This window comes from Alkalimonas collagenimarina (genome assembly GCF_030717845.1).
Taxonomy (GTDB): Bacteria; Pseudomonadota; Gammaproteobacteria; order Enterobacterales; family Alteromonadaceae; genus Alkalimonas; species Alkalimonas collagenimarina.
Map to the genome: position 1 here is coordinate 159,426 of NZ_JAUZVZ010000005.1, position 26,938 is coordinate 186,363.

General features: G+C 47.7%; 23 protein-coding genes and 6 tRNA genes. 13 read left to right on the forward strand and 16 right to left on the reverse strand.

Annotated features, from left to right (window positions below):
* Positions 1-30: 30 nt before the first annotated feature.
* The 4 genes from Q3O60_RS04940 to aguB form a co-directional block, all read right to left on the reverse strand.
* Positions 31-330: a GIY-YIG nuclease family protein gene (locus tag Q3O60_RS04940; RefSeq protein ID WP_305892798.1), complete on the reverse strand. Its 300-nt coding sequence runs from the start codon at positions 328-330 to the stop codon at positions 31-33.
* Positions 317-1,522, reverse strand: coding sequence for a tetratricopeptide repeat protein (locus tag Q3O60_RS04945; protein ID WP_305892799.1), 1,206 nt, complete (start codon positions 1,520-1,522; stop codon positions 317-319). Before Q3O60_RS04945 ends, Q3O60_RS04940 begins: the two co-directional genes overlap by 14 nt.
* A 133-nt stretch (positions 1,523-1,655) precedes the next feature.
* A complete protein-coding gene (aguA, locus tag Q3O60_RS04950; RefSeq protein ID WP_305892831.1) occupies positions 1,656-2,768 on the reverse strand; it encodes an agmatine deiminase in 1,113 nt (370 codons plus the stop codon).
* A 1-nt stretch (position 2,769) separates the two neighbouring features.
* Positions 2,770-3,654, reverse strand: coding sequence for an N-carbamoylputrescine amidase (gene aguB / locus Q3O60_RS04955; RefSeq protein WP_305892800.1), 885 nt, complete (start codon positions 3,652-3,654; stop codon positions 2,770-2,772).
* A 235-nt stretch (positions 3,655-3,889) separates the two neighbouring features.
* Between aguB and Q3O60_RS04960 the strand changes: the two genes are divergently transcribed.
* Positions 3,890-5,041, forward strand: a complete 1,152-nt coding sequence (locus Q3O60_RS04960; protein WP_305892801.1) for an FAD-dependent monooxygenase — start codon at positions 3,890-3,892, stop codon at positions 5,039-5,041.
* Between the two features lie 82 nt (positions 5,042-5,123).
* Here Q3O60_RS04960 and Q3O60_RS04965 read toward each other — a convergent pair.
* The 10 genes from Q3O60_RS04965 to lolB form a co-directional block, all read right to left on the reverse strand.
* Positions 5,124-5,198 (reverse strand) — tRNA-Gln (locus tag Q3O60_RS04965).
* Between the two features lie 37 nt (positions 5,199-5,235).
* Positions 5,236-5,310: transfer RNA gene (locus tag Q3O60_RS04970), tRNA-Gln, on the reverse strand.
* Positions 5,311-5,338: 28 nt separating this feature from the next.
* Positions 5,339-5,423: transfer RNA gene (locus tag Q3O60_RS04975), tRNA-Leu, on the reverse strand.
* Between the two features lie 23 nt (positions 5,424-5,446).
* Positions 5,447-5,523, reverse strand: a tRNA-Met gene (locus Q3O60_RS04980).
* A 141-nt stretch (positions 5,524-5,664) separates the two neighbouring features.
* Positions 5,665-6,756: a redox-regulated ATPase YchF gene (gene ychF, locus Q3O60_RS04985; protein WP_305892802.1), complete on the reverse strand. Its 1,092-nt coding sequence runs from the start codon at positions 6,754-6,756 to the stop codon at positions 5,665-5,667.
* Positions 6,757-6,817: 61 nt separating this feature from the next.
* Positions 6,818-7,408: an aminoacyl-tRNA hydrolase gene (pth, locus tag Q3O60_RS04990; protein ID WP_305892803.1), complete on the reverse strand. Its 591-nt coding sequence runs from the start codon at positions 7,406-7,408 to the stop codon at positions 6,818-6,820.
* The gene (locus Q3O60_RS04995; protein WP_305892804.1) at positions 7,408-8,037 is read right to left on the reverse strand and encodes a 50S ribosomal protein L25/general stress protein Ctc; all 630 of its coding nucleotides are present in this window, start codon (positions 8,035-8,037) and stop codon (positions 7,408-7,410) included. Before Q3O60_RS04995 ends, pth begins: the two co-directional genes overlap by 1 nt.
* 153 nt (positions 8,038-8,190) lie before the next feature.
* On the reverse strand, positions 8,191-9,135 hold the full coding sequence (locus tag Q3O60_RS05000) for a ribose-phosphate pyrophosphokinase (RefSeq protein WP_305892805.1): 945 nt from the start codon (positions 9,133-9,135) through the stop codon (positions 8,191-8,193).
* A gap of 37 nt (positions 9,136-9,172) precedes the next feature.
* The gene (gene ispE, locus Q3O60_RS05005) at positions 9,173-10,054 is read right to left on the reverse strand and encodes a 4-(cytidine 5'-diphospho)-2-C-methyl-D-erythritol kinase (RefSeq protein ID WP_305892806.1); all 882 of its coding nucleotides are present in this window, start codon (positions 10,052-10,054) and stop codon (positions 9,173-9,175) included.
* Entirely contained in the window at positions 10,051-10,653 is a 603-nt protein-coding gene (lolB, locus tag Q3O60_RS05010; protein ID WP_305892807.1) for a lipoprotein insertase outer membrane protein LolB, read from the reverse strand. The genes ispE and lolB overlap by 4 nt, the downstream gene beginning before the upstream one ends.
* An 82-nt stretch (positions 10,654-10,735) precedes the next feature.
* On the opposite strand from lolB, the gene hemA reads away from it, so the two are divergent.
* The 5 genes from hemA to kdsA all read left to right on the forward strand — a co-directional run bounded on the left by hemA (position 10,736) and on the right by kdsA (position 16,496).
* Positions 10,736-11,983, forward strand: a complete 1,248-nt coding sequence (gene hemA, locus Q3O60_RS05015) for a glutamyl-tRNA reductase (protein ID WP_305892808.1) — start codon at positions 10,736-10,738, stop codon at positions 11,981-11,983.
* A gap of 18 nt (positions 11,984-12,001) precedes the next feature.
* The gene (gene prfA, locus Q3O60_RS05020) at positions 12,002-13,090 is read left to right on the forward strand and encodes a peptide chain release factor 1 (RefSeq protein WP_305892809.1); all 1,089 of its coding nucleotides are present in this window, start codon (positions 12,002-12,004) and stop codon (positions 13,088-13,090) included.
* A 16-nt stretch (positions 13,091-13,106) separates the two neighbouring features.
* Positions 13,107-13,952: a peptide chain release factor N(5)-glutamine methyltransferase gene (gene prmC / locus Q3O60_RS05025; RefSeq protein ID WP_305892810.1), complete on the forward strand. Its 846-nt coding sequence runs from the start codon at positions 13,107-13,109 to the stop codon at positions 13,950-13,952.
* Positions 13,953-14,042: 90 nt separating this feature from the next.
* Positions 14,043-15,626, forward strand: coding sequence for a response regulator (locus Q3O60_RS05030; protein WP_305892811.1), 1,584 nt, complete (start codon positions 14,043-14,045; stop codon positions 15,624-15,626).
* A gap of 24 nt (positions 15,627-15,650) precedes the next feature.
* Entirely contained in the window at positions 15,651-16,496 is an 846-nt protein-coding gene (gene kdsA / locus Q3O60_RS05035) for a 3-deoxy-8-phosphooctulonate synthase (protein WP_305892812.1), read from the forward strand.
* A gap of 32 nt (positions 16,497-16,528) precedes the next feature.
* On the opposite strand, the gene Q3O60_RS05040 is transcribed toward kdsA, so the two are convergent.
* A complete protein-coding gene (locus tag Q3O60_RS05040) occupies positions 16,529-18,796 on the reverse strand; it encodes a hybrid sensor histidine kinase/response regulator (protein WP_305892813.1) in 2,268 nt (755 codons plus the stop codon).
* Between the two features lie 55 nt (positions 18,797-18,851).
* Here Q3O60_RS05040 and Q3O60_RS05045 point away from each other — a divergent pair, with 55 nt between their 5' ends.
* The 6 genes from Q3O60_RS05045 to gpt all read left to right on the forward strand — a co-directional run bounded on the left by Q3O60_RS05045 (position 18,852) and on the right by gpt (position 22,188).
* Positions 18,852-19,202 carry a hypothetical protein gene (locus tag Q3O60_RS05045; RefSeq protein ID WP_305892814.1) on the forward strand — a complete coding sequence of 117 codons (351 nt, stop codon included), beginning with the start codon at positions 18,852-18,854 and terminating at the stop codon, positions 19,200-19,202.
* Positions 19,193-19,268: transfer RNA gene (locus Q3O60_RS05050), tRNA-Phe, on the forward strand. Before Q3O60_RS05045 ends, Q3O60_RS05050 begins: the two co-directional genes overlap by 10 nt.
* A 54-nt stretch (positions 19,269-19,322) precedes the next feature.
* Positions 19,323-19,398: transfer RNA gene (locus tag Q3O60_RS05055), tRNA-Phe, on the forward strand.
* Between the two features lie 375 nt (positions 19,399-19,773).
* Positions 19,774-20,988 (forward strand): phosphopentomutase, encoded by a 1,215-nt coding sequence (locus Q3O60_RS05060; protein ID WP_305892815.1) that lies wholly within the window; start codon positions 19,774-19,776, stop codon positions 20,986-20,988.
* Between the two features lie 13 nt (positions 20,989-21,001).
* Positions 21,002-21,706 (forward strand): purine-nucleoside phosphorylase, encoded by a 705-nt coding sequence (gene deoD / locus Q3O60_RS05065; protein WP_305892816.1) that lies wholly within the window; start codon positions 21,002-21,004, stop codon positions 21,704-21,706.
* A gap of 5 nt (positions 21,707-21,711) precedes the next feature.
* Positions 21,712-22,188 (forward strand): xanthine phosphoribosyltransferase, encoded by a 477-nt coding sequence (gene gpt / locus Q3O60_RS05070; RefSeq protein ID WP_305892817.1) that lies wholly within the window; start codon positions 21,712-21,714, stop codon positions 22,186-22,188.
* A 3-nt stretch (positions 22,189-22,191) separates the two neighbouring features.
* On the opposite strand, the gene Q3O60_RS05075 is transcribed toward gpt, so the two are convergent.
* On the reverse strand, positions 22,192-23,310 hold the full coding sequence (locus Q3O60_RS05075) for an endonuclease/exonuclease/phosphatase family protein (protein WP_305892818.1): 1,119 nt from the start codon (positions 23,308-23,310) through the stop codon (positions 22,192-22,194).
* Positions 23,311-23,682: 372 nt separating this feature from the next.
* Here Q3O60_RS05075 and Q3O60_RS05080 point away from each other — a divergent pair, with 372 nt between their 5' ends.
* Positions 23,683-26,904, forward strand: coding sequence for a TonB-dependent receptor (locus Q3O60_RS05080; protein WP_305892819.1), 3,222 nt, complete (start codon positions 23,683-23,685; stop codon positions 26,902-26,904).
* The last annotated feature ends 34 nt before the right edge of the window (positions 26,905-26,938 follow it).

A 26,938-nucleotide genomic window follows, 5' to 3' on the forward strand; every position in this document is an offset into this window, starting at 1 on the left:
GAATACAAAGACTCCTGGATCAACAAAAGATTATTCTAACTGGCTAACCAAATGATCACCATGCGTCTTTTGGCGAATAAGCAGCTCTTTTTCACGTTTACTCAATTGCTTAAATTGATACTCAGCTTTACTGGCACTACTTCGGCATGGGTAGGGCTGCTGGTAAAGCAATTGAATAGGACGCTGCCCTCGCAATGACTTCGCTCCACCACTCAAGTCTCCATTGTGTTGGCGCAGCCGACGCTCAGGATCGGTACTTATGCCAGTATAAACATGACCTGAGCGGGTTCTTACCATATATAAAAACCAGCCAGACTCAGTCGCTTTCATTTAAGACTCCAAGCTTCGCGTTGTATAAGGTTCGCCTCTCTTTGGAGCGAGCATGTCGTTGAGCCGTCACGAGGTTTCGCTGCGCGGATGTTAAGCGACCTCGCATGAAGTCAATGCGGGCATATTGAAAATAGATCTCATCTACATATGGGGCCAGCTGCTCAGCTTTTTGCAAATAGCGCTCTGCTCTATGTAAACGATTGAGCTCAATCGACTCTTGAGCAAGTGCTATCCATTCATATGGATTGGGATCATCAATGGTCGCGATCATCTGCTCGAGTTTTTCAGCTTCATCGTTTCGACCTTGCAGCATTAACATCTCACGGAAGTTAACCACTACACTTAGATTAACTGGGTAGTGCTCTAAAATAAAATGGTAGAGCTTTTCTGCTGTTGCTTCATCGTGTTGACGACGATGCAATACTGCCAAAGAGTTCAGTGCCGCAACGTTGTCTGGGGCAATCTCCAACGCTTTTTTAAGGTAGGTAAAGGCTTCTTCTCTGGCATCCTCTTTTAATAACTCAGCAGCGACATTCTGATAGTACATGGATATGAACAATGGCTCTGTAATGCGTTGTCCCCGGCTACGGGCTGAGGTGGGAAAGTAGTCAACATAAGTGCGGGAAAAACTAAATTGACCGGTAGTACGGTCTATCTGTGTCGGTGAGGATATCCTCGTTCGAACGTGGCTGGATACATACAAAATATCATCCACAAGTTCATAGATCGGAACTGAATAGACCATTTGATACGACGTATTTACGTCAACCAGATTCGCGTAAGCGGTTGTTAAAATGGCCAACGACAGGCAATTTCCAAGTTCCCCTTGCAGGGTATCTGCTGCTTTTAAGGTTTGACCAAAATAATTAAAGTTATCGTACCGTCGCTCAAGAAACGATAACAAACGCTTATCTGCAGTTTGAGACTGTCGAGTTTCATCATAGAAAAATTGTAAGAACTCTTCTTGTGCTTGGTCCGATAGCTCGAAAAGTGCATCAGGCTTGGGTACTTTGATGGTATCACTAGAAAGAAATAACTGATGGTTGATTGGAATATCTGCATATGTTGGCAGTAATTCAGCCTGATTTTTTGGTACTGGCTGGCTATGGTGAGCTGAAGGGGGCGTTGTGCAACCAATCAAAAGTAACATGACTAGATTGAAGTACAGACTATGCAAGACGAATTTACTCATTTAAATCCAAAGTAATTATCTTATGATAGTGTTTAGTTTACGCGAAGTGAGTCTGTTATCAACTTATGAACAATATTTTCAGTCGAAACAACACGGCAGTTCTTGCGAAGAACCACCGTATTAATGGCTCGATTTAAGCAGGCTGCTGCTGGGTAATGCAGTGTATATTCCCACCACCAAGCAGGATTTCACGGCCAGGTACAATAACGACTTTACGTTCCGGGAATAGTGACTGCAGTAATTCAGCTGCCACCGCATCGTTTGGATCGTCAAAGCCTGGCATGATTAAGCCACCGTTGCACAGATAAAAGTTGATGTACGAACCGGCCAGGCGAGCATTGGCTTCGCGGGGAATGGTATGTAGCACGGAATCGACCGTGGCATACTCTTCTGGCTGAGCAATAATCGGTGCAGGCAGGGGCAGTTTGTGTACTTTTAGCTGGCGGCCTTTGGCATCGGTGCTTTGCTCTAACCGTTCCAGTGCCGCTTTGGAGCGTGCATACTGGGGATCTTGTTCGTCGTCAGTCCAGGCCAGTACCACTTCGCCAGGACGAACAAAGCAAGCCATGTTATCGATATGGCCATCGGTTTCATCCAGATAAATACCTTGTTCCAGCCAAATAACCTTACTGGTGCCGAGATAGTCGTGCAGCATTTGCTCGACCTGAGCGCGATCCAGATGTGGATTACGGTTTGGGTTTAACAGGCATTCTTCGGTAGTCAGCACGGTGCCTTCGCCATCAACATGAATCGCCCCACCTTCCAGTACGAAACCATCGGTACGATAACGCAGTTGTTGCTCGACACTCAGCACCTTACTGGCGACCTGATCGTCCAGATGCCAGGGGAAATACAAGCCACCATTCAGGCCACCCCAGGCGTTGAAGGTCCAGTCAATACCTCGGCTGTCGCCCAGATCGTTCACTACAAAACTTGGGCCTGTATCCCGGCACCAGGCATCATTGGTGGATAATTCAACCACCCGGATGCGGTCAGCCAACTCAGTATTGGTATGCAGCTGGGCCAATGCATTGGCATATTGGGCAGCAGACACACCAACGGTGACTGGTTCAAAGCGGGCAATGGCTTGAATAACCTGCGTAAATGCAGCCTGAGCAGGTTTAGCGCCCATACGCCAGTTGTCGGTGCGTTCTGGCCAGATCATCCAGGTCTGGCGATGCTGTTGCCATTCGGCAGGCATATAAAAGCCATCCTGCCGAGGGGTGCTTTGCAGTGTGCGGGCCAACTTAGTTGCCACCTTGCGGGGTGCTACCGTCTTTGGTCAGCAGCGGTTGATACAAATCGATGCGGCGGTCGCGAAACACGCCCCATCCACGACGATTCTGATTAACGAGGTCTAAGTCAAAGGTATGCACCAGCACGGCTTCGCTTTGCTCATCAGCTTCTTGCACCTTGGCACCGTATTCATCAGCAATGAATGAACTACCATAAAAGGTAATCGAGAAATCGTCTTCAACTTCACGGCCAATTCGGTTCGAGGCAATCAGTGGCGTCAGGTTAGCGGCTGCATGGCCTTGCTGTGTACGCTGCCAGTGGTCACGTGAATTGACATTGGCATCATGCGGCTCGCTGCCAATGGCGGTTGGATAAAACAACAGCTCCGCTCCCATCAACGCCATGCTACGGGCACATTCAGGGAACCACTGATCCCAACAGATCCCGACGCCAATCTTCGCGTAGCGGGTTTGCCAGACTTTAAAGCCGCTGTCACCCGGGGTGAAATAAAACTTTTCTGAATAGCCAGGGCCATCCGGGATATGGCTCTTGCGGTAGACGCCAAGCAGGCTTCCATCGGCATCAAGAATGGCGACACTGTTATAAAAACAGTGTCCAGCCTTTTCATAGAAACTGATGGGCAAGACGACCGCCAGCTCTTTAGCAATCGCCTGAAAATGACGAATGGCCGGGTTGTCTTCCACGCTGGTGGCGAAATCCAGGTACTGTTCTTTTTGTTTCTGGCAAAAATAGTTGCGCTCGAACAGCTCCTGCAACAGGATAATTTGTGCGCCTTGCGCAGCCGCCTGACGAACTAAATGTTCACCTCGGGCGATGTTTTCTTCAACATTCCAGCCGCCAATCATTTGGGTTGCGGCAACAGTTACATTTCGCATGAAAACTCTCCTGCAGAGCGTGCTCTAATCAGCCGCAGTCGCTGTTGGTTGACCTTGGCAGTGTCGTCCTGAACCGAATGGAGCAGGGGCGCGCAAAATGCCGTATTTTTCAACAGCCGTCAATAGTTTTTCACGATCTATGACATACTTTTTGCCGCATGCGAGTCGGTACAGAGTCATTATTTTAGCGTAGAATGGAATGGTTTAAAAATCATGAAAAGCTTGGGAGTAGGGCATGTATGATCTGACGGTGGTTGGTGGCGGTATGGTGGGGGCTAGTATGGCTGCGTTGTTTGCCCAACAAGGGTGGCGCGTTGCTTTGATAGAAGCCGTTGAGCCAGCGTCATACCAGCCAGAACAACCGGCAGATTTACGGGTCTCGGCTATCAATAGACGCAGTCAAAGCTGGCTGGAGCGAACCGGGGCCTGGTCAGCGTTGAGTCAGATGCGGCTTTGTCCTTATCGCCGTTTACAGGCTTTTGAGCATCCATCGGATGTGGTGGAATTCGCGGCTGATAGCATCGGGCAGTCGCATCTTGGACACATCGTAGAAAATCGCTTGTTGCAACTGGCGATCTGGCAGCAATTCCCTGAGCGGCTCACCCTTCATTGTCCGGCCAAAGTGGTGCAGCTGCAGCAAGATACGCAGCAAGCCAGCTTGTTGCTCGATAACGGCGAGCAACTGCAGAGCCGTTTGGTGATTGCGGCCGATGGTGCTGGCTCTCAATTACGTCAAATGGCCGGTATTGGTACTCGAGGCTGGCGTTATGCTCAAGGGTGTCTGGTTGCTCATGTGCAAACCGAGGATGAGCAGCAAGATGTCACCTGGCAGCAATTTACGGAGCAAGGTCCTCGCGCCTTCTTACCGTTATCAGGCCAGCAAGCCTCCCTGGTATGGTATGACAAGGTTGAGCGCGTCAAGCAGCTTGCCTCATTATCGCCCCCGGCTTTAACCGAAGCCATCACTGCTGAGTTTCCAGCCCAGCTCGGAAGTTGCAAGGTGGAACGCGCGGTGTGGTTTCCATTAGCTCGTCAGCATGCCTTGCAGTATTCTCAAGGGCGTGTGGTATTGGTGGGAGATGCGGCGCATGCTATTCATCCGATGGCAGGGCAGGGCGTGAATTTGGGTTTTGCTGATGCTGCTTGTTTAGCGGAGCTGTTGTTGCAAGCCGGCGAACAGGGGGTGCAGCAGCCAGCTACGTTACTACAGCGCTATCAGCGTGAACGTCAGCCACAGAATTGGCTGATGATGACGGGGATGGATGCGCTTTATCAGGGCTTTGGTAGTCGATGGCCATTCGTTCGGTTAGCACGACGTATTGGACTACGTACTGCAGCAAGGTCGGGTGCTTTAAAAGAATGGCTGACTCGTTATGCTACAGGCTAATGGTATAGCGTCTGCGAGACAGTGTTTTTCATAAAGAGTGATGGTATATCTACTGCTGATGATGCATGTATGAGGACGAGAATGGCAGGGGTGCCAGGATTCGAACCTGGGCATGGCGGGATCAAAACCCGCTGCCTTACCGCTTGGCTACACCCCTAACGTTAGGATTTGTTGCAGAATGGATCCGAAGAAAATGGCAGGGGTGCCAGGATTCGAACCTGGGCATGGCGGGATCAAAACCCGCTGCCTTACCGCTTGGCTACACCCCTGCAGCTATCTTCCCTTACTTGGTACAGTTGGTGCGGAAGGAGAGACTCGAACTCTCACACCTTGCGGCGCTGGAACCTAAATCCAGTGCGTCTACCAATTCCGCCACTCCCGCAATCTGTACCTGAAGAAGTAAAGTGGTGGCTACAGCGGGAATCGAACCTGCGACCCCAGCATTATGAGTGCTGTGCTCTAACCAGCTGAGCTATGTAGCCACTTAAACTTGTCTTCAGCAAGTGGCGCGTATTATCCGCATCTGCTTTGGCAGCGTCAACCGTTTTTTTAAAATTGCTGCGCTGCCCGCGCCCGTTTGCTGTTTTTATGCACAGCCTACCATGTAAGCTGTGGATAATTGTTTATACATTAAACAGGAAGTGCATCACATCGCCATCTTTGACGATGTAGTTTTTTCCTTCTACCCGAAGCTTACCTGCTTCTTTGGCGCCCGCTTCACCTTTACAGGCAAGGTAGTCATCAAAGCCAACCACTTCAGCGCGGATAAAGCCTTTTTCAAAATCGGTATGAATGACACCGGCTGCTTTTGGCGCCGAGGCACCAATGGCAACCGTCCAGGCACGCACTTCTTTTACGCCTGCGGTGAAATACGTTTGCAGACTAAGCAGTGAATAACCACCGCGGATCACCCGGTTCAGCCCCGGCTCTTCCAGCCCCATATCGGCCATGAACTCGGCTCTTTCATCATCTTCAAGTTCAGCAATTTCAGATTCAATGGCGGCACACACTGGTACCACGATCGCATCTTCTTTGGCTGCAATCTCTCGTACAATATCCAGGTATGGATTGTTTTCAAAGCCATCATCGGCAACATTGGCAATGTACATGGTTGGCTTGATGGTGAGGAAGTTCATGTAACTGATCAAAGCGACTTCCTCGGCTTCCAAAGGCAATTGGCGTAAAGTAAAACCAGCCTCTAAATGCGTTTTTACTTTTTCCAGCACAGCGATTTCAGCTTTTGCATCTTTATCGCCAGACTTAGCTTTTTTACCAACGCGGAAAATAGCTCGTTCGGCACTTTCCATATCAGCCAGCACTAATTCCATATTGATGGTATCAATGTCATCTGCCGGGTCGATTTTTCCAGCGACGTGAATAATATTGTCATCAGCAAAGCAGCGCACCACATGACCAATGGCATCGGTTTCACGAATATTGGCTAAGAATTTATTGCCAAGGCCTTCGCCTTTTGAGGCACCTTTCACCAAACCGGCAATATCAACAAACTCCATGGTTGTTGGGATCACGCGTTGTGGTTTGACAATCTCGGCCAGCTGATTCAACCGTTGATCAGGGACTGGCACCACGCCAGTATTTGGCTCAATGGTACAAAATGGAAAGTTGGCAGCTTCAATGCCTGCTTTGGTAAGCGCGTTGAACAGGGTAGATTTGCCGACATTAGGCAAGCCGACGATACCACATTTGAATCCCATGACGGTGTCCTTTCATAGGGCAGCCTGGCTGCCGATTGTACTTACAAGTTGTCGAGAGGTGCTAACTAGCCTGAAAACTGTGCAAGCGACTTTGCGCTTTCACCAAGCCATCTTTCAGTAGTATATCCAGGCAGCGGGCTGCTTCGTCGATACTGGCTTCAATTAATTGTTGTTCACTGGCCGGGGCTTTACCCAACACATAACCAGTCACCTGATGTTTATTCCCTGGATGGCCTATCCCCAGACGCAAGCGTAGAAATTGCGGATCATTACCGAGCTTACTGGTCATGTCTTTTAAGCCATTATGTCCTGCATGGCCGCCACCAAACTTGAACTTGGCAACCCCGGGAGGCAGCGCCAGCTCATCGTGAGCCACTAAGATAGCAGCTGTTGGTATTTTATAAAATTGAGCCATAGCCTGAACCGCTTTGCCGCTCAGATTCATGTAAGTGGTGGGGATAAGAAGCTTGATGTCATGACCAGCCAATTGCATACGGGCGGTCCGACCATAAAATTTAGGCTCATCTTTTAACGACAATTGAGCTTGTCTTGCCAGTTCTTCAATAAACCAAGCGCCAGCATTGTGTCTGGTCTGGCTGTATTCGGGGCCTGGATTACCCAGGCCCACGATCAGCTGAATGCTATCCGACATTACTCGGCTGAATCAGCTGCTTCTTCTTCACCGTCGTCTGTATCAACCGCTTTACCAGCTGGTTTGTTGACAGAGACAACAGCCAGGTCATGACCTTCACCTTTGGTTAACTGAGTGAAAGTAACACCTTTAGGTGCAACTAAATCAGACAAGTGAATGGTTTGGCCAATTTCGACATTGGTCAGATCAACTTCGATGAACTCTGGCAGGTCTTTTGGCAATACCGTGACTTCAACTTCGTTGGCACCGTGCACAACAACACCGCCTTTCTTCACTGGAATTTCTTCATTCAGGAAGTGCAGAGGGATGGTGGTATGCAGTTCGTGGCCAGCTTCAACACGTTGAAAATCGACGTGCATGATTTTTGGCTTGAACGGGTGACGCTGCATATCTTTAACGATAGCCTGAATCTTCTCTTTGCCGACATTCACAGTTAGAATGTGCGAGTAAAAAGACTCAAAGCTTTGAGATTTTAACAGCTTAGCATGATCTAAAGTGATCGATACAGGCTCTTTTTCACCACCGTAAATGATGGCAGGTACTTTGTCCTGATGACGAAGGCGGCGGCTCGCACCTTTCCCTAAGTCAGTCCGGACTTCAGCATCTAAAACATAAATTGCGTCAGACATGGTATTCTCCAATCAATAATAAGGTTCCACAACCCGCGACCAGACTGTGGGACAAATGCCCCTGAAAAGGGCGCGAGATTGTACCATTGGCTGTTTTTATGCGCAATAAAAAAGGCACCTTTAGGTGCCTTGATAGCCTACTACGAGAAAGCTTTAATCAAACATCGAAGAAATTGACTCTTCGTTGCTAATACGGCGAATACATTCTGCCATCATTTCGCTGAGCGTTAGCTGGCGAACTTTGCTGATGGCCTTCATCGCATCACTCAACGGAATGGTGTCGGTGACAATGAGTTCATCAATCACTGAGTTGGCAATATTCTCTGGGGCATTGCCGGAGAATATTGGGTGGGTGGCATAGGCAAAGACGCGCTTGGCACCATGCTCTTTCAAGGCTTCGGCTGCTTTACACAAGGTACCACCGGTATCAATCATGTCGTCGACAATAATACAATCGCGGCCAGCAACATCACCGATAATGTGCATAACTTGAGAGACGTTGGCTTTCGGACGACGTTTATCGATAATGGCCAAATCGGCATCATTCAATAATTTAGCAATAGCGCGGGCGCGAACGACACCACCGATATCTGGCGACACCACGACTGGTGAATTAAAGTCTTTTTTGCGCATATCATCTAACAGCACAGGGCTGGCAAAGACGTTATCTACCGGTACATCGAAGAACCCTTGAATTTGTTCGGCGTGTAAATCGACGGTCAGCACCCGATCTACCCCAACACTGGATAAAAAGTCGGCAACCACTTTGGCAGTAATAGGCACTCGGGCAGAACGGACTCGACGATCCTGACGGGCATAACCAAAGTACGGCAGTACGGCTGTGATCCGGCCTGCGGAGGCGCGACGTAATGCATCTACCATGACGATCAGTTCCATCAGATTGTCGTTGGTTGGAGCACAGGTAGATTGAATAATGAAAACGTCGGAGCCACGTACATTTTCGTTGATCATGACGCTGACTTCGCCATCGCTAAAGCGACCAACTTCAGCATCTCCGAGTTTTACGTAGAGACGACTGGCAATTTTGCTCGCGAGTTCTGGTATGGCGTTACCAGCAAAAACCTTCATATCGGGCACGGTAGGATCCTCAGGGCAGTTGGAGTCCGGTTGACTATCATGGCGCCGCAGGTGCGACGCCCTGGCTTGAAACATGGGCTTTGGCCAGCGCCGCCACTACGGGTGACTCGCTAACCCCCCTGGCAATAAAGCCCCGACAGAACGAAGGCATGGTGCTCAGGGCTTTTTCAGCCTGCATTTTATCAGTAAACCCGGCAAACACACTGGCTCCGGTTCCTGTCATGCGGCTTGGGGCGTATTCTAACAACCACTGTAAGGTTAATGCAACATTCGGATAGAGCTGTTCGACCAGCGACTGACAATCGTTGCGCCATTCGGCAGTCTTTAGTTGGTCATAGCGAAGCGGCGCAGAATTGCGGGGTAAAGCTGGGTGCTGGAAAATTTCAGCGGTAGAGACATGGCAGTCAGGAGTCACCACCAGATACCAGCGCTCAGGTAGTTCAATCGGCGTCAGTTGTTCCCCAACGCCTTCGGCAAAGGCGGTTCGACCATGCACGAATACTGGCACATCCGCACCCAGTTGCAGACCAAGCTGCGCAAGTTGTTCGATGGATAAATGCAACCCCCATAACTGGTTTAAAGCCAATAGGGTGGTGGCTGCATCCGAGGAGCCGCCTCCGAGTCCACCACCAAGCGGCAACCGCTTGTGCAAATAAATATCAGCCCCGAATGAGGTTTGGCTCTGTTGTTGTAACAGTCGTGCGGCCCGTAAGACTAAATTATCCTGACTTTCCAGTTCGGTCTGATTGCAGCGCAAACAAAGCTCGGAGGTATCTTTACGGGTAAATGTTAGCTCATCACCATAATCCAGCATTTGAAAAATGCTTTGCAAGTTGTGATAGCCATCGGCACGGCGACCGGTGATATGCAAAAATAAATTTAACTTTGCTACGGCAGGCAGAGTGATGCTGGTATTCATAGCTGCCAGTTCCTGATGACTAACCTGATACGAATATCGTCTGATTGCACCTCGATACGGCGGGGCAGCGCCAGAGTATCGTTAAAAAACTCCTGATAGTGAATATGCCATTGCATGCCATCATGTTCTTGTAACTGAAAGGCAATTAAACGGCCGAGATGGTCATATTCTGCCGCAGTCGCATTGCTGCCAGCCACGCCCTTTAACCAGAGCGGCATATCATCGACAGGCAGGTTCCAACCGGTTAGTGCAAACATTAACTGGCTGACATTAGCCGCCTGATAATCTTCGCCTTGCATAGTTAAGGTAATCACATCATCTGCTTTATCCAAACTAAATACACGAATACCAAGAAAGTTGGTCATGCGGGCCTGATAATCACCTTGCTGCTGTTGCCAGTGCAAGCTGCCACTGACCGATTCATCCGGGCTACGAATGCCGAGTGAGGCAGTCAGTTGGTATTCATCAAGTTGGTTCAGGCGTTGCAACCTGTCGCTGGCACTGAGGATTGGTTGCTCAGGGCTTGGCTTTATACTGCAAGCCAACAGCAGGAAAGTGCAAAAAAATGAAATAAATAACGTTTTTACGGCATATGGCACACGAAAGTCCTCGTCTGAGCTTTTATTAACCTGGTCTTTTTCGTACAATTCGCCCCTTGAACTTTAAGGTTATCACAGGTGAATGGCCATTTACGCTTTAGGCATTAATCACAAGACAGCTCCGGTAGCACTGCGTGAACAAGTGGCTTTTGCGCCTGAGCAGGTGCCATTTGCATTGCGGGAGCTGGCAGCTGTAGCAAATGTCACTGATGCGGTGATCCTGTCGACCTGCAATCGAACTGAGCTGTATTTTAACGGTTCTACCGAGCAAGCGGAACAGGTGATTGCCTGGTTAAGTGATTTTCATAAGTTAACTAGCCTGCAGTTGCAACCGCATTTGTATCTGTATCAGCAGCAAGATGCGGCCTCACACCTGATGCGGGTCGCTGCCGGGTTAGATTCATTGGTCCTTGGTGAGCCACAAATTCTGGGGCAAGTGAAGCAAGCTTACAATCAATCCCGACAAGCGGGTACCATTAATCCGCAATTTGAGCGTTTATTTCAAAAAACTTTTGCCATTGCTAAGCAGGTGAGAACGGATACCGATATTGGTGCCAATGCTGTATCCGTAGCATTTGTTGCCGTTAGTCTGGCTAAGCAAATTTTTGGTAAGTTGGATCATGTGTCAGTGTTACTTATTGGCGCAGGTGAAACCATTGAACTGGTGGCGAGGCATTTAAAAGAACAAGGGGCCACCAAGCTTACCGTAGCTAATCGCACCTATGAGCGTGGTCTGCAGATGGCCGAGCCGTTTGGTGCGGATGTAGTAACCTTGGCTCAGGTTCCTTCGGTGCTCAGCAAAGCCGATATTGTCATTAGCTCAACCGCTAGCACCTTGCCCATCGTCGGTAAAGGCATGGTGGAGCAAGCGCTAAAAGCTCGTCGGCACAAGCCGATGTTTCTGGTTGATCTGGCAGTACCTCGCGATATTGAGGCTCAGGTTGCTGAACTGGATGATGCCTATTTGTATACCGTGGATGATCTGCAAACCATTATTGCGCAAAACCGGGAATCGCGGCAGCAAGCGGCGCAACAAGCTGAACTTATTATCGATCAGGGTGTTGCTGAGTTTCAGCAATGGCAAGTGTTGCAAGGCAATGTTGACTGGGTGCGGGATTATCGGCAGCAGTGCGAACAGATAAAAAATGAATTGCTGGCCAAGGCGGTAAATCAGTTAGTTGCCGGCCAGGAGCCTGAAAAAGTGATGGCTGAACTGGCCACCAAACTCAGTAATCGTCTGATGCACAGCCCGACCAAAGCCATTCGTCATTTGGTGCAGGAAGAACAGGTGCAGCCGCAGGCATTAATTTCTCTTTTACTCGATCTCTAACAAGGTGATACAACCATCATGAAAGCATCGGTTTACCATAAACTTGAAGCATTGGCAGAACGCTACGAAGAGGTGCAGGCTTTATTAAGCGATGCTTCTATTATTGCCAATCAAGATCGTTTCCGGGAATTATCGAAAGAATACAGTCAGCTGGAAGACGTGAGTAAGGCGTTCCAGCAGTTTCAGCAGGTTGGTAGTGATTTGGAAGCTACTGAACTGATGTTGCAAGATACCGATGCTGATGTGCGTGAGATGGCACAGGAAGAACAAAAAGAACTCAAAAGTCAGTTGTTGCAATTAGAAGCTGACCTGCAAGTATTGATGCTGCCTACCGATCCCAATGACAACAAAAACTGTTTTCTTGAGATCCGTGCTGGAGCTGGCGGAGATGAAGCGGCTATTTTTGCCGGCGATCTGTTTCGCATGTACAGCCGTTTTGCCGAACGTAAAGGCTGGCGGTTGGAAGTGATGAGTGCCAGTGAAGGCGAGCACGGCGGCTACAAAGAGGTGATTGCCTTTTTAAGCGGCGATGGCGTGTACGGTACCCTGAAGTTTGAGTCTGGTGGTCATCGGGTTCAACGAGTTCCTGCGACAGAGTCACAGGGCAGGGTGCATACCTCTGCCTGTACAGTGGCAGTTATGGCGGAAATCCCCGAAAGCGAAGCGATAGAAATTAATCCGGCTGATTTAAAGGTCGATACCTACCGTGCCTCTGGGGCCGGTGGTCAGCACGTTAACCGGACAGATTCTGCTATTCGTATCACTCATATTCCCACTGGGATCGTCGTGGAATGTCAGGAAGAACGCTCTCAACATAAAAACCGTGCTAAGGCGATGAGCGTGCTGCAGTCTCGTATCCAGGCCGCTGAAGATGAAAAGCGACGGTTATCAGAAGAATCGACCCGACGTTTGCTGGTAGGCAGTGGCGATCGCTCTGAACGAATTCGTACCTACAATTTCCCGCAAGGCCGGCTGACTGATCATCGTATCAATCTCACCTTATACCGTTTGCTTGAAGTGGTAGAAGGTTCGCTTGAGTTGGTATTGGAGCCGATTCAACAAGAGCACCAGGCAGATTTGCTGGCTGCCATGTCGGAAGATAACTAAACAGACGAGCTGAGCTATGAGCATCTGTATTACCGCTTGGCTGTTGCAAGCCAAACAGCAATTGGCTGCCGTAACTCATGAAGCCAATGTGGAAGCAAAATATTGCTGCAGCTTTGTGCTACAGCAATCCAATACGTATCTGTACACTCATGGAGATCAGCAGCTTACGCCTGAGCAATTGCTGCAATTGCAAACCATTATGCAGCGCAGGTTGACAGGAGAGCCGCTGGCTTACATCTTACGGCAATGGCACTTCTGGGATTTTGAGCTAGAAGTGGCTCCGGCTACTTTAATCCCACGAGCGGATACCGAAGTTCTAGTCGAAAAAGCCTTAGCGTTAGTCGGCCCAGATCCAGCTCACATCGTCGACTTGGGTACCGGCACGGGTGCGATTGCATTGGCGTTGGCTAAGGAGCGCCCAGATTGTCAGGTGACTGGTTTGGATCGTCAAATGGATGCTGTTGATTTAGCTATCCGCAATGCTGAGCGATTACAGCTTCGCAATTGTCGTTTTCTTTACAGCGATTGGTGTACTGCATTAGTTGGATCTGAGCAAAGCGTTGATTTGATCGTCAGTAACCCTCCCTATATCGATGTCACTGATCCGCATTTAGCCTGTGGTGATGTTCGTTTTGAGCCTGCATCTGCCTTGGTGGCTGCAAATGAAGGGCTTGCCGATATCCAGCAAATCATCAGTCAATGTACTGGCTACCTTCGCTCAGGCGGATGGCTGGTATTGGAGCATGGCTATCAACAAGCTGAGCAGGTAGCTTCCTTATTAACTCAGGCAGGTTTTGCTCAGGTAGAATCAGAAAAAGACTATGGCGGTCAATGGCGTATCAGTTTTGGTCGGTGGCATTAAAGGTACATTTTTCTACGGATAAATTTTGACCTATGGCATTTCAGCGCATATAACTAAGAGTATAAATGGACGCTTTAGGAAGCTAAACGCATGAATGATGACTTTTTATTTGCCGATGAACCGGATGAAGAGACTCCGCTGTCAGAAGCTCAAGGCTCATCAGGCCAGTGGAAAGTCATGATTGTGGATGATGAGCCAGAAGTGCATGCAGTCACTAAGCTTGCATTGAATGATTTTAGTTTTCAGGGTAAGTCCATTGAATTCATCAGTGCTTATTCTGGTGCTGAAGCGAAAGCACTGCTAGCACAACACCCCAACACAGCGATTATTTTGTTGGATGTGGTGATGGAAACCGATGATGCTGGCCTGCTAGTGGCGCAATACATCCGTGAAGAGCTGGCCAATACACACGTACGTATTATTCTTCGAACCGGGCAGCCAGGGCAAGCGCCAGAGCGCCAGGTCATTGTTAATTATGATATTAATGATTATAAGTCGAAAACGGAACTGACCGCTCAGAAGCTATTTACTGTGGTGATGTCGAGTTTGCGTTCCTATCGCGATATTCTCGCCATCGATCATAGTCGGCAGGGACTAGAAAAAATCATTCATGCCTCCGCTGATTTGTTTTCAGCGCACTCGATGGAGCAGTTTATTGATGGGGTGTTGCAGCAACTGACCTCGATTTTGGGCTGCAACGATGATGCATTATTAGTGACGTCCTCGTTAGTGGCCGGCAACCCTGCTGAGGATACTGATCCTGAACACTTGATTGTCTTCGCTGGCATGGGAGAGTTTGAAAAGCGGGAAGGCCAGCCAGTCACTGAAGTTTTGGAAAACAGCTTGCTACAAGCTTTTTATGATGCGTTAAAAAGCAAAGCGATTGTCTACAAAGAAAACTATCTGGTGGCGTATTGCACCAGCAAGTTTACGCATGGCTCTTTGTTGTATGTTTCGGGCTTGCCCGGTCAGATCAGTGATAGCCAAAAAAAATTGATTGAGCTATTTTCGCAAAATGTACAAATTGCCTATGAAAATGTGCAATTACAAAATGAAATTGAAGATACCCAACGGGAAATAGTCTATCGCTTAAGTGAAGCCGTTGAGCATCGCTCCATTGAAACCGGCAATCATGTTAAGCGCGTGGCTTTTATCTGTTACGATCTGGCAAAGGCGTATGGTTTACCGGAGGATGAGGCAGAAAAGCTGATGTTTGCCTCACCGTTGCATGATGTTGGCAAAGTAGGTATCCCGGATGGAATTTTAAATAAACCGATGAAGCTGGATGAGCGCGAGTGGGAAGTAATGAAAACACATGCCAGTATAGGTTATGAAATCCTGAAAAACTCGAAGCGAGCTATTATTCAGGCTGGAGCCATCATTGCGCGCGATCATCATGAGAAGTGGGATGGTAGCGGCTATCCGGCCGGTAAAAAGGGGGAGGACATCCATATTTATGGTCGTATAGCCGCCATTGCTGATGTTTATGATGCACTGCGACATCGGCGTTGTTATAAATCAGCCTGGCCGTTGGAAAAGGTGATCGATACTATCGAGAAAGGATCGGGCAGTCAGTTCGACCCACAACTGGTGACTCTGTTTAAAAGTAGAGTTGAAAAGCTGGAAGCGATTTTAAAAAAATACCCGGATTCCGATGAGGATGATGTTCGTTAAGTGGTAAGTTAAACAAGGGTTTCTATGATAAGCAAGGTACTTTCATTAGGTAATATTCAAGTTGGTAATGAACAGCCATTTGTGCTATTCGGTGGCATGAATGTGTTGGAATCCAGAGACTTGGCACTTCGTATAGCCGAGCATTATGTGCAAATCACCGATAAACTCGGTATCCCATTTGTGTTTAAAGCGTCCTTTGATAAAGCGAATCGTTCCTCGATCCATTCTTATCGCGGCCCGGGCCTTGAAGAAGGGCTGAAAATCTTTGACGAAATTAAACGCACCTTCAAGGTTCCTTTAATTACAGATGTACACGAGCCCTGGCAGGCAAAGCCGGTTGCTGAAGTCGTCGATGTGCTGCAGTTACCTGCTTTTTTGGCCCGGCAAACCGATTTAGTGGTCGCCATGGCAAAAACAGGTGCTTTGATCAATGTAAAGAAACCACAGTTTCTAGCGCCGTTGGAAATGCGCCACATTTTGACTAAGTTTGCTGAGGCCGGTAATGAGCAAGTGATGTTGTGTGAACGAGGCTCAAGTTTTGGCTACAATAACTTGGTGGTAGACATGCTTGGTATGGATGAGATGAAGCCTCTGGCACCGGTTATTTTTGATGCGACCCATGCGTTGCAACGGCCTGGTGGTCGAACTGATTCGGCTGATGGTCGAAGAGCTCAGGCTGCTCAGCTAGCTCGTTCTGGCATGGCATTGGGGCTGGCTGGTTTGTTTATCGAAGCGCATCCAGAGCCTGAACAGGCAAAGTGCGATGGGCCTTGTGCCTTACCATTGAGCAAACTTGAGCCCTATTTGGTGCAAATGAAAGCATTGGACGAGCTGATTAAGGGCTTCCCTCAGCTGGATACGTCTGATTAATTAAGTTAACAGCCCTCTACGTGCAGCAATGATCAATAGCGTTGTTGCACGTAATGCTTCACTTCTTCAAAGCGTTCATGCAACTGCAAGCAATACTCTTGGATCACCGACCAATCTTTTTCCTCACTCGCCTCTTCCAACAAGGTTGCACAACTCGCTAGTGCCAATGCACCGACACTTTTAGCCATGGCTTTTAATTGATGCGTTTGATAGCGCAAAGCAGAGCGATCTCGTTGCTCTTTCGCTGTGTCCAGTTGCTTGAATAGCTCAACGGCCTGTTGAACGAAGAAGTTCAGGTGCTCTTCATGTTTGTCAGGGTCATTTCCAAGATAATTGGCTATGGTGGTAAAACAAATAGGAGCTTGATGGTCTACTTCGATGGCAGTTTGTTGAGATAACATGCCTTTATTGACTTGATGAGTTAGTGGTAACCAGCGATTCAGAATGCTTTCCAGCATTTTCAGTTCAATCGGTTTGGTAATATAACTATCCATACCCAGACTAAGACACTTTTGTTCTTCCCCCTTGAGGGCATTGGCAGTAATAGCGACAATGCGGGTAAAATGACTATCATCATCCACTTGCAATGCTTCTTTACGAATGGCCTCGGTCAAATCGTAGCCACTCATATTAGGCATGTGCAAATCAGTTAACACCAAGGGATAACGATAGCGACGCCACATGTCTAAGGCGATAGCGCCATCGTCAGCCACTTCGGCAGCATAGCCCAGCGCGTTTAATTGATCCAAAATCACCTTTTGGTTCATTACATTGTCTTCTGCCAATAAAATTAATTGCTGATGTTGTCGAGCGGCCTCGATGGCCGGTGCGGTCTTGATACTGTTTTCCGATGATTGCGAGGTAGTTGCGATGCGGGGTTTACGCCCGGCTGCTATTAAAACAGCATCAAGCACATGACTACGACAAATCGGTGAACTATGAATGTACATCAAACGAGGGTTAGTTTGTTCCGCGAGCTCAATCAGATTGGTAATGACGACAAATTGCACCTGCTGAAGGTTGCTATGCTGGAGTAAACGATCAATATCAGCTTGGCTAATTTGTTCATAGGTGGCATCTAACAACCAGACCGGTTTTATTTTTGGCGGCAATGGCGTTTGGCTCTCAGCTCGTTGAAACAACGGTTCGATCGTTTGGAAGGCATGGTAGTCAGCGCCGGTGTAATTGAGGTAGGCCTCCAAGTGTTCATGGTTATGCCAATCTTTGCTAAATAACACCAGTTGAATATCAGCCAATAATTCTTTATTCAGATAACGCACTTCTTCAGAACGGCGCATCGGGATCTGCACAGAGAACTCGGTGCCCTTATCAAGTTCACTCTGTACCTGAATATCGCCATACATCAGTGATGTTAGCCGTTGGCAAATTGATAGCCCAAGACCAGTCCCGCCAAACTTTCGCGTAATGGAGCCTTCGGCCTGGTTAAATGGTTGGAAGACATAATTAATTTGTCGCTTTGTCATGCCTTTACCATTATCAATGATGCTGAAACGGATCTGGCTGTAATCCATGGTTTCTTCCAGTAAATCAGCACGAATAATCACTAAGCCGGTCTTTTCTGGGGTGGTATCGGTAAATTTAATGGCGTTACCAGCCAGATTGTAAAGAATTTGTCGTAATCGAACGGGATCACCATACAAGCCGTCCGGGATCTTGGGATCAATGAAGACTTTTAAATCAATTTGGCGCTGATAAGCGACCGAGACCAGAATGCGTCCAACCGCTTCAAGGATATCAGCCAGCGATAATGGAATGCTCTCTAGTTCCAGCTTGCCAGCTTCAATTTTAGAGAAATCAAGAATGTCATCCAAAATTCGCAACAGGGAAAACGAAGACTCCCGGATGGTGTCCGTCATGCGAAACTGTGCGTTAGAAAGCTGCGTCTTGCGCAGTAAGTCCATGGTGCCAATAATACCATTCATGGGTGTACGTATTTCGTGGCTCATGGTGGCTAGAAAAGTAGATTTTGCTTCATTGGCTTTTTCAGCGGTCAATTTGGCGGTTTCCAGTGCATCGGTACGCTCTTTGATCCGTTGTTCAATTTCCTGACGCAATTGCACAATGTCTTGTTGTGATTGCGCAAGTTTATGGTCACTTTTTTCAATCCGCTGAAATAAGCGATTGATGTAACTGGCCAACACCCCAAAGTCGTTTTCGACATGTTCTTCGAGTTTGTTGCTGAAGCTGTCTTGTTGCATCACTGAACTCGTGTGTGCAATCAACCCACTGAGTGGTTTATCAATAAAGCGGTTCAACCAGCTTGCCAGTGCCCATGCCATAAGACATGCAAGACTTAATCCCATCGCAGCTGCAAGCCACCATTGCTGTGATGGGATGGCACTTAAAGAATCAGCTGTCAGCCAGAGCAAACCTAAGGCGAGCAGCAAGCAAAAAAACAGGCACAATGGCAAAATTCGTCGTAATAAAAGAGAGAAAAAAGATGTTTTTTCCATGCAAAATCCGAAGCTGATGTTTGAAGTGCTGCTGTTTGCTTATTGGCCACCCAACAGAGTGAGTTTAGCATACCAAAACTTGCTTACGACAAAAAAACAGACGAATGAGCTTATAGACAAGCAAGCAGGGAACGCAGAGTGCTCAGAGAATAAGCGAACACGTTCGCAGCCAAAAAAAATGATTGACTTGCAACGCCAAAATCCGTTTAATACCACCCCGTTGCCCAGATAGCTCAGTCGGTAGAGCAGAGGATTGAAAATCCTCGTGTCGGTGGTTCGATTCCGCCTCTGGGCACCATTTTTTTCCAAAAATGGTGTGTTGCAACTCTTGTTTAGGCTTCACAGCCGAAATGCCCAGATAGCTCAGTCGGTAGAGCAGAGGATTGAAAATCCTCGTGTCGGTGGTTCGATTCCGCCTCTGGGCACCATTTCAAACTTGATTCTCTTGTTTAAATAATATCTTATTTTCTTTCTAACTCTGTTTAGCGGAATCTCGCGCTATACCTTCGGTGGTCCGATTGTTCGCACCATCCCTGGCGCTCACCTGCTAATGCAGGCCAGCTAGAACTGTCCAAAGCCACTCCCGGCGGCTTTGTGTTCGCACCATCCCTGGCGCTCACCTGCTAATGCAGGCCAGCTAGAGCTGTCCAAAGCAGCTCCTGGCAGCTTGGTCCGCCTCTGGGCACCATTTCAAGCTTGACTCCCTTTCTTCCCTATTAACATCATTTCTGTTTGAAACTTGATATACTTATCGCATGATGAAATTCAGAGTTGTGGTTCAACCATGACGAAGTGAGGCTAAAATGGCAAAAGCTGTAATTTTAGTGCTGGATAGCTTTGGTATCGGCAGTGCGCCCGATGCTGATCGTTTTGGTGATGTGGGGGCAAATACATTGGCCAGCATTGCTCGCGAATTTTCAAAGCAGAAAGGTCGGTCTTTGGCATTACCCAATCTGGCGAGCTTGGGGTTGATTAAAGCAGCTCGTCAGGCCTCGACTGATCCGATTACGGTTGCTGATGCATCCCAAATTGCTGGTGCTTATGGCTATGCCGCCGAGCTAAGTAGTGGCAAGGATACTCCGAGCGGTCACTGGGAAATTGCAGGTGTGCCCGTGTTGTTTGAATGGGGATACTTTCACAACAAAACCGACAGCTTCCCGGCAGAGCTCATTGAGAAACTTTGTGCTGAAACGGGAGTGACGGGGGTGTTGGGCAATTGCCATGCCTCGGGTACTGAGATTTTAAAGAAACTTGGCGATGAGCATATACGAACTGGCAAGCCAATTTGTTATACCTCAGCGGATAGTGTCTTTCAGGTCGCTGCTCATGAAGAACACTTTGGCTTGGAAAAACTGCTGGAATTTTGTCAGGTGGCACGCCGTTTATTGGATGAATACAATATCGGACGAGTTATCGCCCGACCATTTTTAGGTGATGCGCCAGACAACTATGCCCGTACCGGCAATCGACGTGATTATTCGGTATTACCACCCGCGCCAACGGTATTGGATAAACTAACCGCCAGCGGTGGAGAGGTGATCAGCATCGGTAAGATTGCCGATATCTATGCGCATCAGGGCATTAGTCAAAGTTTAAAAGCCACTGGGCTGGCCGCTTTGCTTGATACCACTCTGGCGCAGATGCAAACCGCCGCAGATCGTAGTTTGATTTTTACCAACCTGGTGGATTTTGACCAGAACTTTGGCCATCGCCGTGACCCCATCGGCTATGGTGAAGCGCTGGAGTATTTTGACCAACGTTTACCCGAGTTCTTGTCTGCATTGGACGATGATACCTTGCTGGTCCTGACTGCTGATCATGGCTGTGACCCTACATGGCCAGGTACCGAGCATACCCGGGAATACATCCCCGTGCTTTGTTATACCAAACAAATGGCAGATATTGAGTTAGGAGAGCGAGCGAGTTTCGCTGATATTGGCCAGACGTTAGCCAGCTACTTTTCACTGGATGCCATGGATTATGGTGAATCTTTTCTGCCTCAACTAATCAAAAATTAAGAGATATTGCATTATGACAACACCTCATATTGAAGCCGCTTCGGGCGATATTGCATCCACGGTCTTGATGCCCGGTGACCCATTGCGAGCAAAACATATTGCTGAGACCTTTTTGCAAGACGTTCGCTGCGTTAATCAAGTTCGTAATATGTATGCTTATACCGGAACCTACCAAGGTAAGCCGGTTAGTGTCATGGGTTCGGGCATGGGTGTGCCATCTATGTCGATTTATGCCACTGAGTTGGTTAAGTTTTACGATGTGAAGCGTATTGTTCGGATTGGATCTTGTGGCGCGTTGCCGCGTGCCGTTAACGTACGGGATGTAGTGATTGCAATGGGTGCCAGTACCGACTCCTCCGTCAATCGAAATCGTTTGCAAGGCATGGATTTTGCCGCGCTTGCCAGTTTTTCATTGATTGAAAAAGCAGTGGCTGCAGCCCGGCAGAAAAATATTTCGGTACAGGTGGGCAATGTGTTTACCTCAGATCTATTTTACAACCCAAATGCAGAGCTATTTGATACCTTAGAAAAGTACGGCATCTTAGCCGTGGAAATGGAAGCTGCTGGTTTGTATGGTGTGGCGGCAGAGTATGGGATTGAAGCTTTGAGCATCCTGACGGTCAGCGATCATATCCGAACCGGTGAGTCATTAAGTGCCGAGCTACGCCAAACTTCTTTCAACGATATGGTTGAAATTGCTCTTGGTTTAGTGGACTAACTGCTATGTCGATGACTAATCATAAAATGTTTTACGTCTCATGGGAGGCCTTTCATCGGGCGAGCCGTGAGTTGGCAGCCAAGTTATTGACTGGCCGTTTTGATCGTATTTTGGCAGTCAGTCGGGGTGGTTTGGTACCCGCGACCATCCTTGCTCGCGAGTTGAACATTCGCTTGCTGGATACTATTTGCATTGTGAGCTATCAGCACGATCAGCAGGGTGAATTATCGGTAATTAAAGGCTGCGACTGGCAGGATGATGAAAAGCTATTGATTGTCGATGATCTTGTCGATACCGGCGAGACCGCTAAAGTACTGCAGCAGCAGTTTCCAAAAGCTACGTTAGCTACTGTGTATGCCAAGCCACTAGGTAAGCCGCTGGTAGATGTTTATGTCACTGATATCGAGCAGGATACGTGGATCCAACTACCGTGGGATACCGAGCTTAGTTACAGTGCGCCTTTAGTAGAGCAGCAAAACTAGGCTTCATTTCAGACGCATTTGCACCCAGACCAGCCGGTGATCCGAGCTGGTCTCTCTCTTTTGTACCAACTCGTAACCTGTATCACCACTTGCCGGCCAAAAGACTCCGCTTCTGACCACCTCAATGCCTGCTTTACTTGGTAGTACATAATCGGCGCGCATCCGCCAGATGGCGGTATGGTGTGCAGCATGTGGCTGATCCGGGCTGTGTTCAACAGCGCCACGACTGCTTGGTTTTGGGTCTTGTACTCGTGGGTGAGTAAGTAAGCGCTGGATCCCTGCTTTGATTGCATCTCCCTCAACCGGTGAGGCATTTAAATCGCCCAGTATCACAAAAGGTGATTGGCTATCGTAACCGCCTGCTAGTCCACTATCATCATAGATATAGTCGCCTTGCTCACCGCTAATGTAATCCACCCAGAAACGGATCTCATCGTGGTTGCGCTTACCATTGCGATTTTCCGGACCATCAAATACTGGCGGTGTTGGGTGGCTGGCAAAAACATGTAACCGTCTACCATTTACGTTGATTGGCACATCCCAGTGCGATTTTGATGATAATGGAAACTGCTGCCAAGCTTCGTCTTCATACCATGGACTACCGTCAGCCTGTGTGGTTTCGAGATGCTCTGGCATGTCTTTCCACTTAAAGTGGCGAAAGGTGCGTATAGCGTCATGCTCAATGGGGTAACGAGAGAGTAATAACATGCCGTACTGGCCAGGATAAAAACCATAGCCCCAGGCATCTGCACCAACGCCACTGGCTTCGCCGTCCCGATCCAAATCAAATGGGCTCGGCTGACCAGTATTAACTTCAGCATAGTAATAGTATGGATACTCTATAGGTTGAGCTCCTTGCTGAGCAACTGCAAGGTAGTTTTGTTGCAGGGCATGCACCCCTTTTGCCGGGTTCGCGATATAGTCGAACTCGGTCAGCAAGATCACATCTGGCCGTTCGAGCTGAATAATACCAGCGATAGCTTGGATCTGTGGCTCCCGCCCGGTAGCAAGCCGTTTAATCAGCTCGGTTTGATCACCACGTTGGCCCCGGGGCAGATAATTGTCTGCTTCCATACTCACGTTAAATGTTGCCACGGTGATCTCGGTTGCATTGGTCGTCATGGCTATTCCTAGTAAGACAGTGAGAAAAACAACTATTCTGAAAGAGTGTGACATGGTCGAGCTCAACTGGGAGGATATAGCATTATGATAACGCAAAAACTCTTTTTTGCAGAGCCGTTGCATTTTAGAGGAGGATGAAGAAGAAATTATGTACAAAATTATTGCATTAGGAAGTACGCAACTCTGACCAGTCATGTTACAATAATATGACCAACTGAATTAGATACGCCGTATGGGAATAAGTTCCCATGTCATTCGGTTCAGCGTAAAAAAAACGTCATATTAGTGGGATATTATGGCTCCCCAAATTGAATACAACATAGGTATTCAAACGGATTGGGTAAAAATTCAGAAACTACCAGGTGAAACGATATGAAAATTAAACATTTAGCTATGGCTGTCGCCTTAGGGCTTGGTGTCAGTCAATTTGCTGTTGCTGAGACATCTTCTTCCATGCGGGGGCAGATTTTAAGCCCGACTGGAACTGCGGCGCCAAATACTCGTATTATCATTGAACACATTCCTTCCGGTACCCGTACTGAAGCGATCACTAATGCATCAGGCAACTTCGTTGCATCGGGTCTGCGTGTTGGCGGTCCATACCGTGTGATTATTGACTCTGATGTGCACCGCGATGCCGAGCTGGAAAATATTTTTCTGTCTCTGGGCGATCCTTATCGCTTGAACCAACAACTAGAAGCTGATGATGTTGAAAGGATTTCAATCACTGGTTCGGTGATTAACCCAGCCTCTTATCAGGCTGGTAGCTCCAGTACTTGGGGAGAGAGTGAGATTCGTACCCTGCCTGCTTTTGACCGTGATCTGAAAGATATCGTCCGTCAAAACCCATTGGCAACTGATTTAGGCGATAGCAACCGCTCTTTGACAGTCGGTGGTAATAACCCCCGCTATAACAGCATCACGGTTGATGGTATTGGCCAAAATGATGATTTTGGTTTGAACTCCGGTGGTTACCCAACCAACCGTTCACCTATCTCAATTGATGCAATTGAACAAATCTCGATCCAGTCGGTGCCATTTAATGCCCGATACAGTGGCTTTACTGGAGCACGTATCAATGCGGTAACCCGTTCCGGTACTAATGAGTTATCAGGCTCTTTCTTTTATGAATATGCCAGTGATAGCCTAGCAGGTTCACCTAAGGTAAATCGGTATGACCCAAGCGGTAACAAGCCAGAACTTGACTATAAAGAAGAGACCTATGGCTTCAGCGTGGGCGGTCCTATTTTAAAAGATCGTTTGTTCTTCTTCGTTAACTATGAAAGTTATGAAGAGCCAACATCGATCGCACAGGGGCCATCTGGATCAGCTGCCATCAATCAAAAAGACATTGATCCGTCAGTGATCACCAGGATACAAAACATTGCGCGTGATGTGTATGGTGTTGAGGCCGGTGATTGGAACGTCACACCTGATCAAAAAGATGAGAAAATTCTTATCAAACTGGATTGGAATATCAACAATGACCACCGTGCATCATTTACTTATCAGCGTGCTGAAGATGAAGCGGCAAATAACACTACAACTGGTGGCAACACTAATCTGAATTTAAATTCGTTTTGGTATACTCGTTCACAGAAAATGGATAATTTTGCCCTTCAGGTTTATTCGAACTGGAGCAGCAATTTTAGTACCGAGTTCAAAGCGTCTGTTAAAGATGTAGTAACCGGACAAGATCCATCACTGGGACGTAACTTTGGCCAAGTTGTAGTTCAATTCACAGATGATGAGAACAGCGTTGGAAATGAAGGACAAATTAATTTAGGTCCAGATCGTTCACGTCATGCTAACCGCTTAGAGACGACTACTACTGAGCTGCAATTGCATGGTGAGTACTTGATGGACGAGCACCAAATTCAATTTGGTGTCGAGTATCAAGAGATTGATGTGTTTAACGTGTTCGTTCAAAACTCGCTAGGTAATTTCTTCTTCGATAGTATCGCTGACTTTGAAAACCGCTTTGCAAGCCAAATTGAGTACCAAAACGCTTTTACCAACAACTCTAATGATGGAGCGGCAGAGTTTAGCTATGGTAATACAGCATTTTATATTCAAGATACGTGGGATGTTAGCTGGGATTTAACGTTGAGTTTTGGCTTACGTTACGAGCGTTTTCACTCCAATGATTCGCCTGCCTTCAACCAGAACTTTCAAGACCGTTATGGTTTTGCCAATACCAATAACATGGACGGCTTAGATCTGTGGTTACCGCGTTTTAGTTTCAACTACAACATGACCGATCAACTGACGCTGCGTGGTGGTGTTGGTATGTTCTCTGGTGGTCGTCCAAACGTGTGGATCTCTAATGCCTATACCAATGATGGTGTTACCATTGTTGCTGCACCAAACTTGTCTGATGTAGAAAATGTCGATATCACTCAAGTACCACAAGAAATGCGTGATGCACTATCGGCTGGTGATGGTAATACCACGCCTATCGATCCTAACTTCCGTATGCCATATGATACTCGTTATAGCTTGGCCTTAGATTATGACGATCTGGATTTGTCGTTCTTTGGTGCTGGTTGGTTTACTTCTGCAGAGTTTATTTATACTGATAAGAATCGTGAAGTTGCTTGGACTAATTTAGCAAAAGCAGCCTTGCTAGACGACGCTGGAAATCAAATCACCTCGCTTGGCGGACGTCCGTTGTATGTTAGCTGGGACCCTCTATTGGGTGACCGTCCAACGGAAGTTGGTGGCTTTAACACCGATCGTTACGATATCCTGTTGACGAATGTGTCTGGCGGCCGTAGTTTAATTTCCACTTTTACTATCGGGAATGCTTGGGATAATGGCTTAAGCTTCCGTTTCAGCTACACCAATCAGGACGTGAAAGATATCACTTCTGGTGGTTCTTCTACGGCACACTCAAACTACAACTTCCAGACGGCTGTGGATAAAAATAATCCACAAGTTGGTCGTGCTTCATATGAAGTGAAACATCGCTTTTTAGCCAACCTGAGCTACAATGCAGAAATTTTTACTGGTTATACCAGTAGTGTGAGTTTATTCTGGGATCGCACCTCCGGGCGCCCATACAGTTATGCGTTGGATGCGTTCAATTTCCGTGGCTTTGGTGATGGTTCACAACAGAACTTACATAGATCTACTAACTATCTTCCATATATCCCAACTGGTGCTGATGATCCAAACGTTCGTTACACCGGAGGTTTGGATTATGCTGAGTTTGCTGGGTATTTAGCTGCCGCCAATTTAACTCAATTTGCTGGTGGTTATGCCGTGCGTAACGAGGGTAATCGTGGTCCATGGAATACCAACCTTGATCTTCGTTTAGAGCAGGAAATACCTGGTTTCTTTAATGATCATCGAGGGTCTTTCTACGTGGATATCCGCAACGTTCTAGGGATCTTCACCGATAACCAGCGTCATACCGTGAGCTTCGCTGATACGGGTGTACGTTTAGCGTCTATCGGCATTGATCCAGTGACTGGTCAGTACATCTACGGTCGTCCGTTTGGTGGCTTTGATGATACACCGCGTTCAGCGACACAATACAATGCTCGCGCCTCAACCTGGTCAGCGAAGATTGGTGTACGTTACCGCTTCTAATCTGTACTAATTACTAATAAAACCGGCCTGATGG

Excerpts from the sequence above, each read along its gene's own strand:
- Q3O60_RS04945 (WP_305892799.1), bottom strand. The coding sequence starts at position 1,522 with ATGAGTAAATTCGTCTTGCATAGTCTGTACTTCAATCTAGTCATGTTA.
- ychF (WP_305892802.1), bottom strand. The coding sequence starts at position 6,756 with ATGGGATTCAAATGTGGTATCGTCGGCTTGCCTAATGTCGGCAAATCT.
- Q3O60_RS05030 (WP_305892811.1), top strand. The coding sequence starts at position 14,043 with ATGAATGATGACTTTTTATTTGCCGATGAACCGGATGAAGAGACTCCG.
- prmC (WP_305892810.1), top strand. The coding sequence starts at position 13,107 with ATGAGCATCTGTATTACCGCTTGGCTGTTGCAAGCCAAACAGCAATTG.
- Q3O60_RS04960 (WP_305892801.1), top strand. The coding sequence starts at position 3,890 with ATGTATGATCTGACGGTGGTTGGTGGCGGTATGGTGGGGGCTAGTATG.
- Q3O60_RS05075 (WP_305892818.1), bottom strand. The coding sequence starts at position 23,310 with ATGACGACCAATGCAACCGAGATCACCGTGGCAACATTTAACGTGAGT.
- ispE (WP_305892806.1), bottom strand. The coding sequence starts at position 10,054 with ATGAATACCAGCATCACTCTGCCTGCCGTAGCAAAGTTAAATTTATTT.
- Q3O60_RS05080 (WP_305892819.1), top strand. The coding sequence starts at position 23,683 with ATGAAAATTAAACATTTAGCTATGGCTGTCGCCTTAGGGCTTGGTGTC.
- Q3O60_RS04940 (WP_305892798.1), bottom strand. The coding sequence starts at position 330 with ATGAAAGCGACTGAGTCTGGCTGGTTTTTATATATGGTAAGAACCCGC.
- Q3O60_RS05040 (WP_305892813.1), bottom strand. The coding sequence starts at position 18,796 with ATGGCATGGGCACTGGCAAGCTGGTTGAACCGCTTTATTGATAAACCA.
- Q3O60_RS05060 (WP_305892815.1), top strand. The coding sequence starts at position 19,774 with ATGGCAAAAGCTGTAATTTTAGTGCTGGATAGCTTTGGTATCGGCAGT.
- deoD (WP_305892816.1), top strand. The coding sequence starts at position 21,002 with ATGACAACACCTCATATTGAAGCCGCTTCGGGCGATATTGCATCCACG.
- Q3O60_RS04995 (WP_305892804.1), bottom strand. The coding sequence starts at position 8,037 with ATGTCTGACGCAATTTATGTTTTAGATGCTGAAGTCCGGACTGACTTA.
- gpt (WP_305892817.1), top strand. The coding sequence starts at position 21,712 with ATGTCGATGACTAATCATAAAATGTTTTACGTCTCATGGGAGGCCTTT.
- hemA (WP_305892808.1), top strand. The coding sequence starts at position 10,736 with ATGGCCATTTACGCTTTAGGCATTAATCACAAGACAGCTCCGGTAGCA.
- Q3O60_RS05045 (WP_305892814.1), top strand. The coding sequence starts at position 18,852 with ATGGCACTTAAAGAATCAGCTGTCAGCCAGAGCAAACCTAAGGCGAGC.
- prfA (WP_305892809.1), top strand. The coding sequence starts at position 12,002 with ATGAAAGCATCGGTTTACCATAAACTTGAAGCATTGGCAGAACGCTAC.
- pth (WP_305892803.1), bottom strand. The coding sequence starts at position 7,408 with ATGTCGGATAGCATTCAGCTGATCGTGGGCCTGGGTAATCCAGGCCCC.
- kdsA (WP_305892812.1), top strand. The coding sequence starts at position 15,651 with ATGATAAGCAAGGTACTTTCATTAGGTAATATTCAAGTTGGTAATGAA.
- aguB (WP_305892800.1), bottom strand. The coding sequence starts at position 3,654 with ATGCGAAATGTAACTGTTGCCGCAACCCAAATGATTGGCGGCTGGAAT.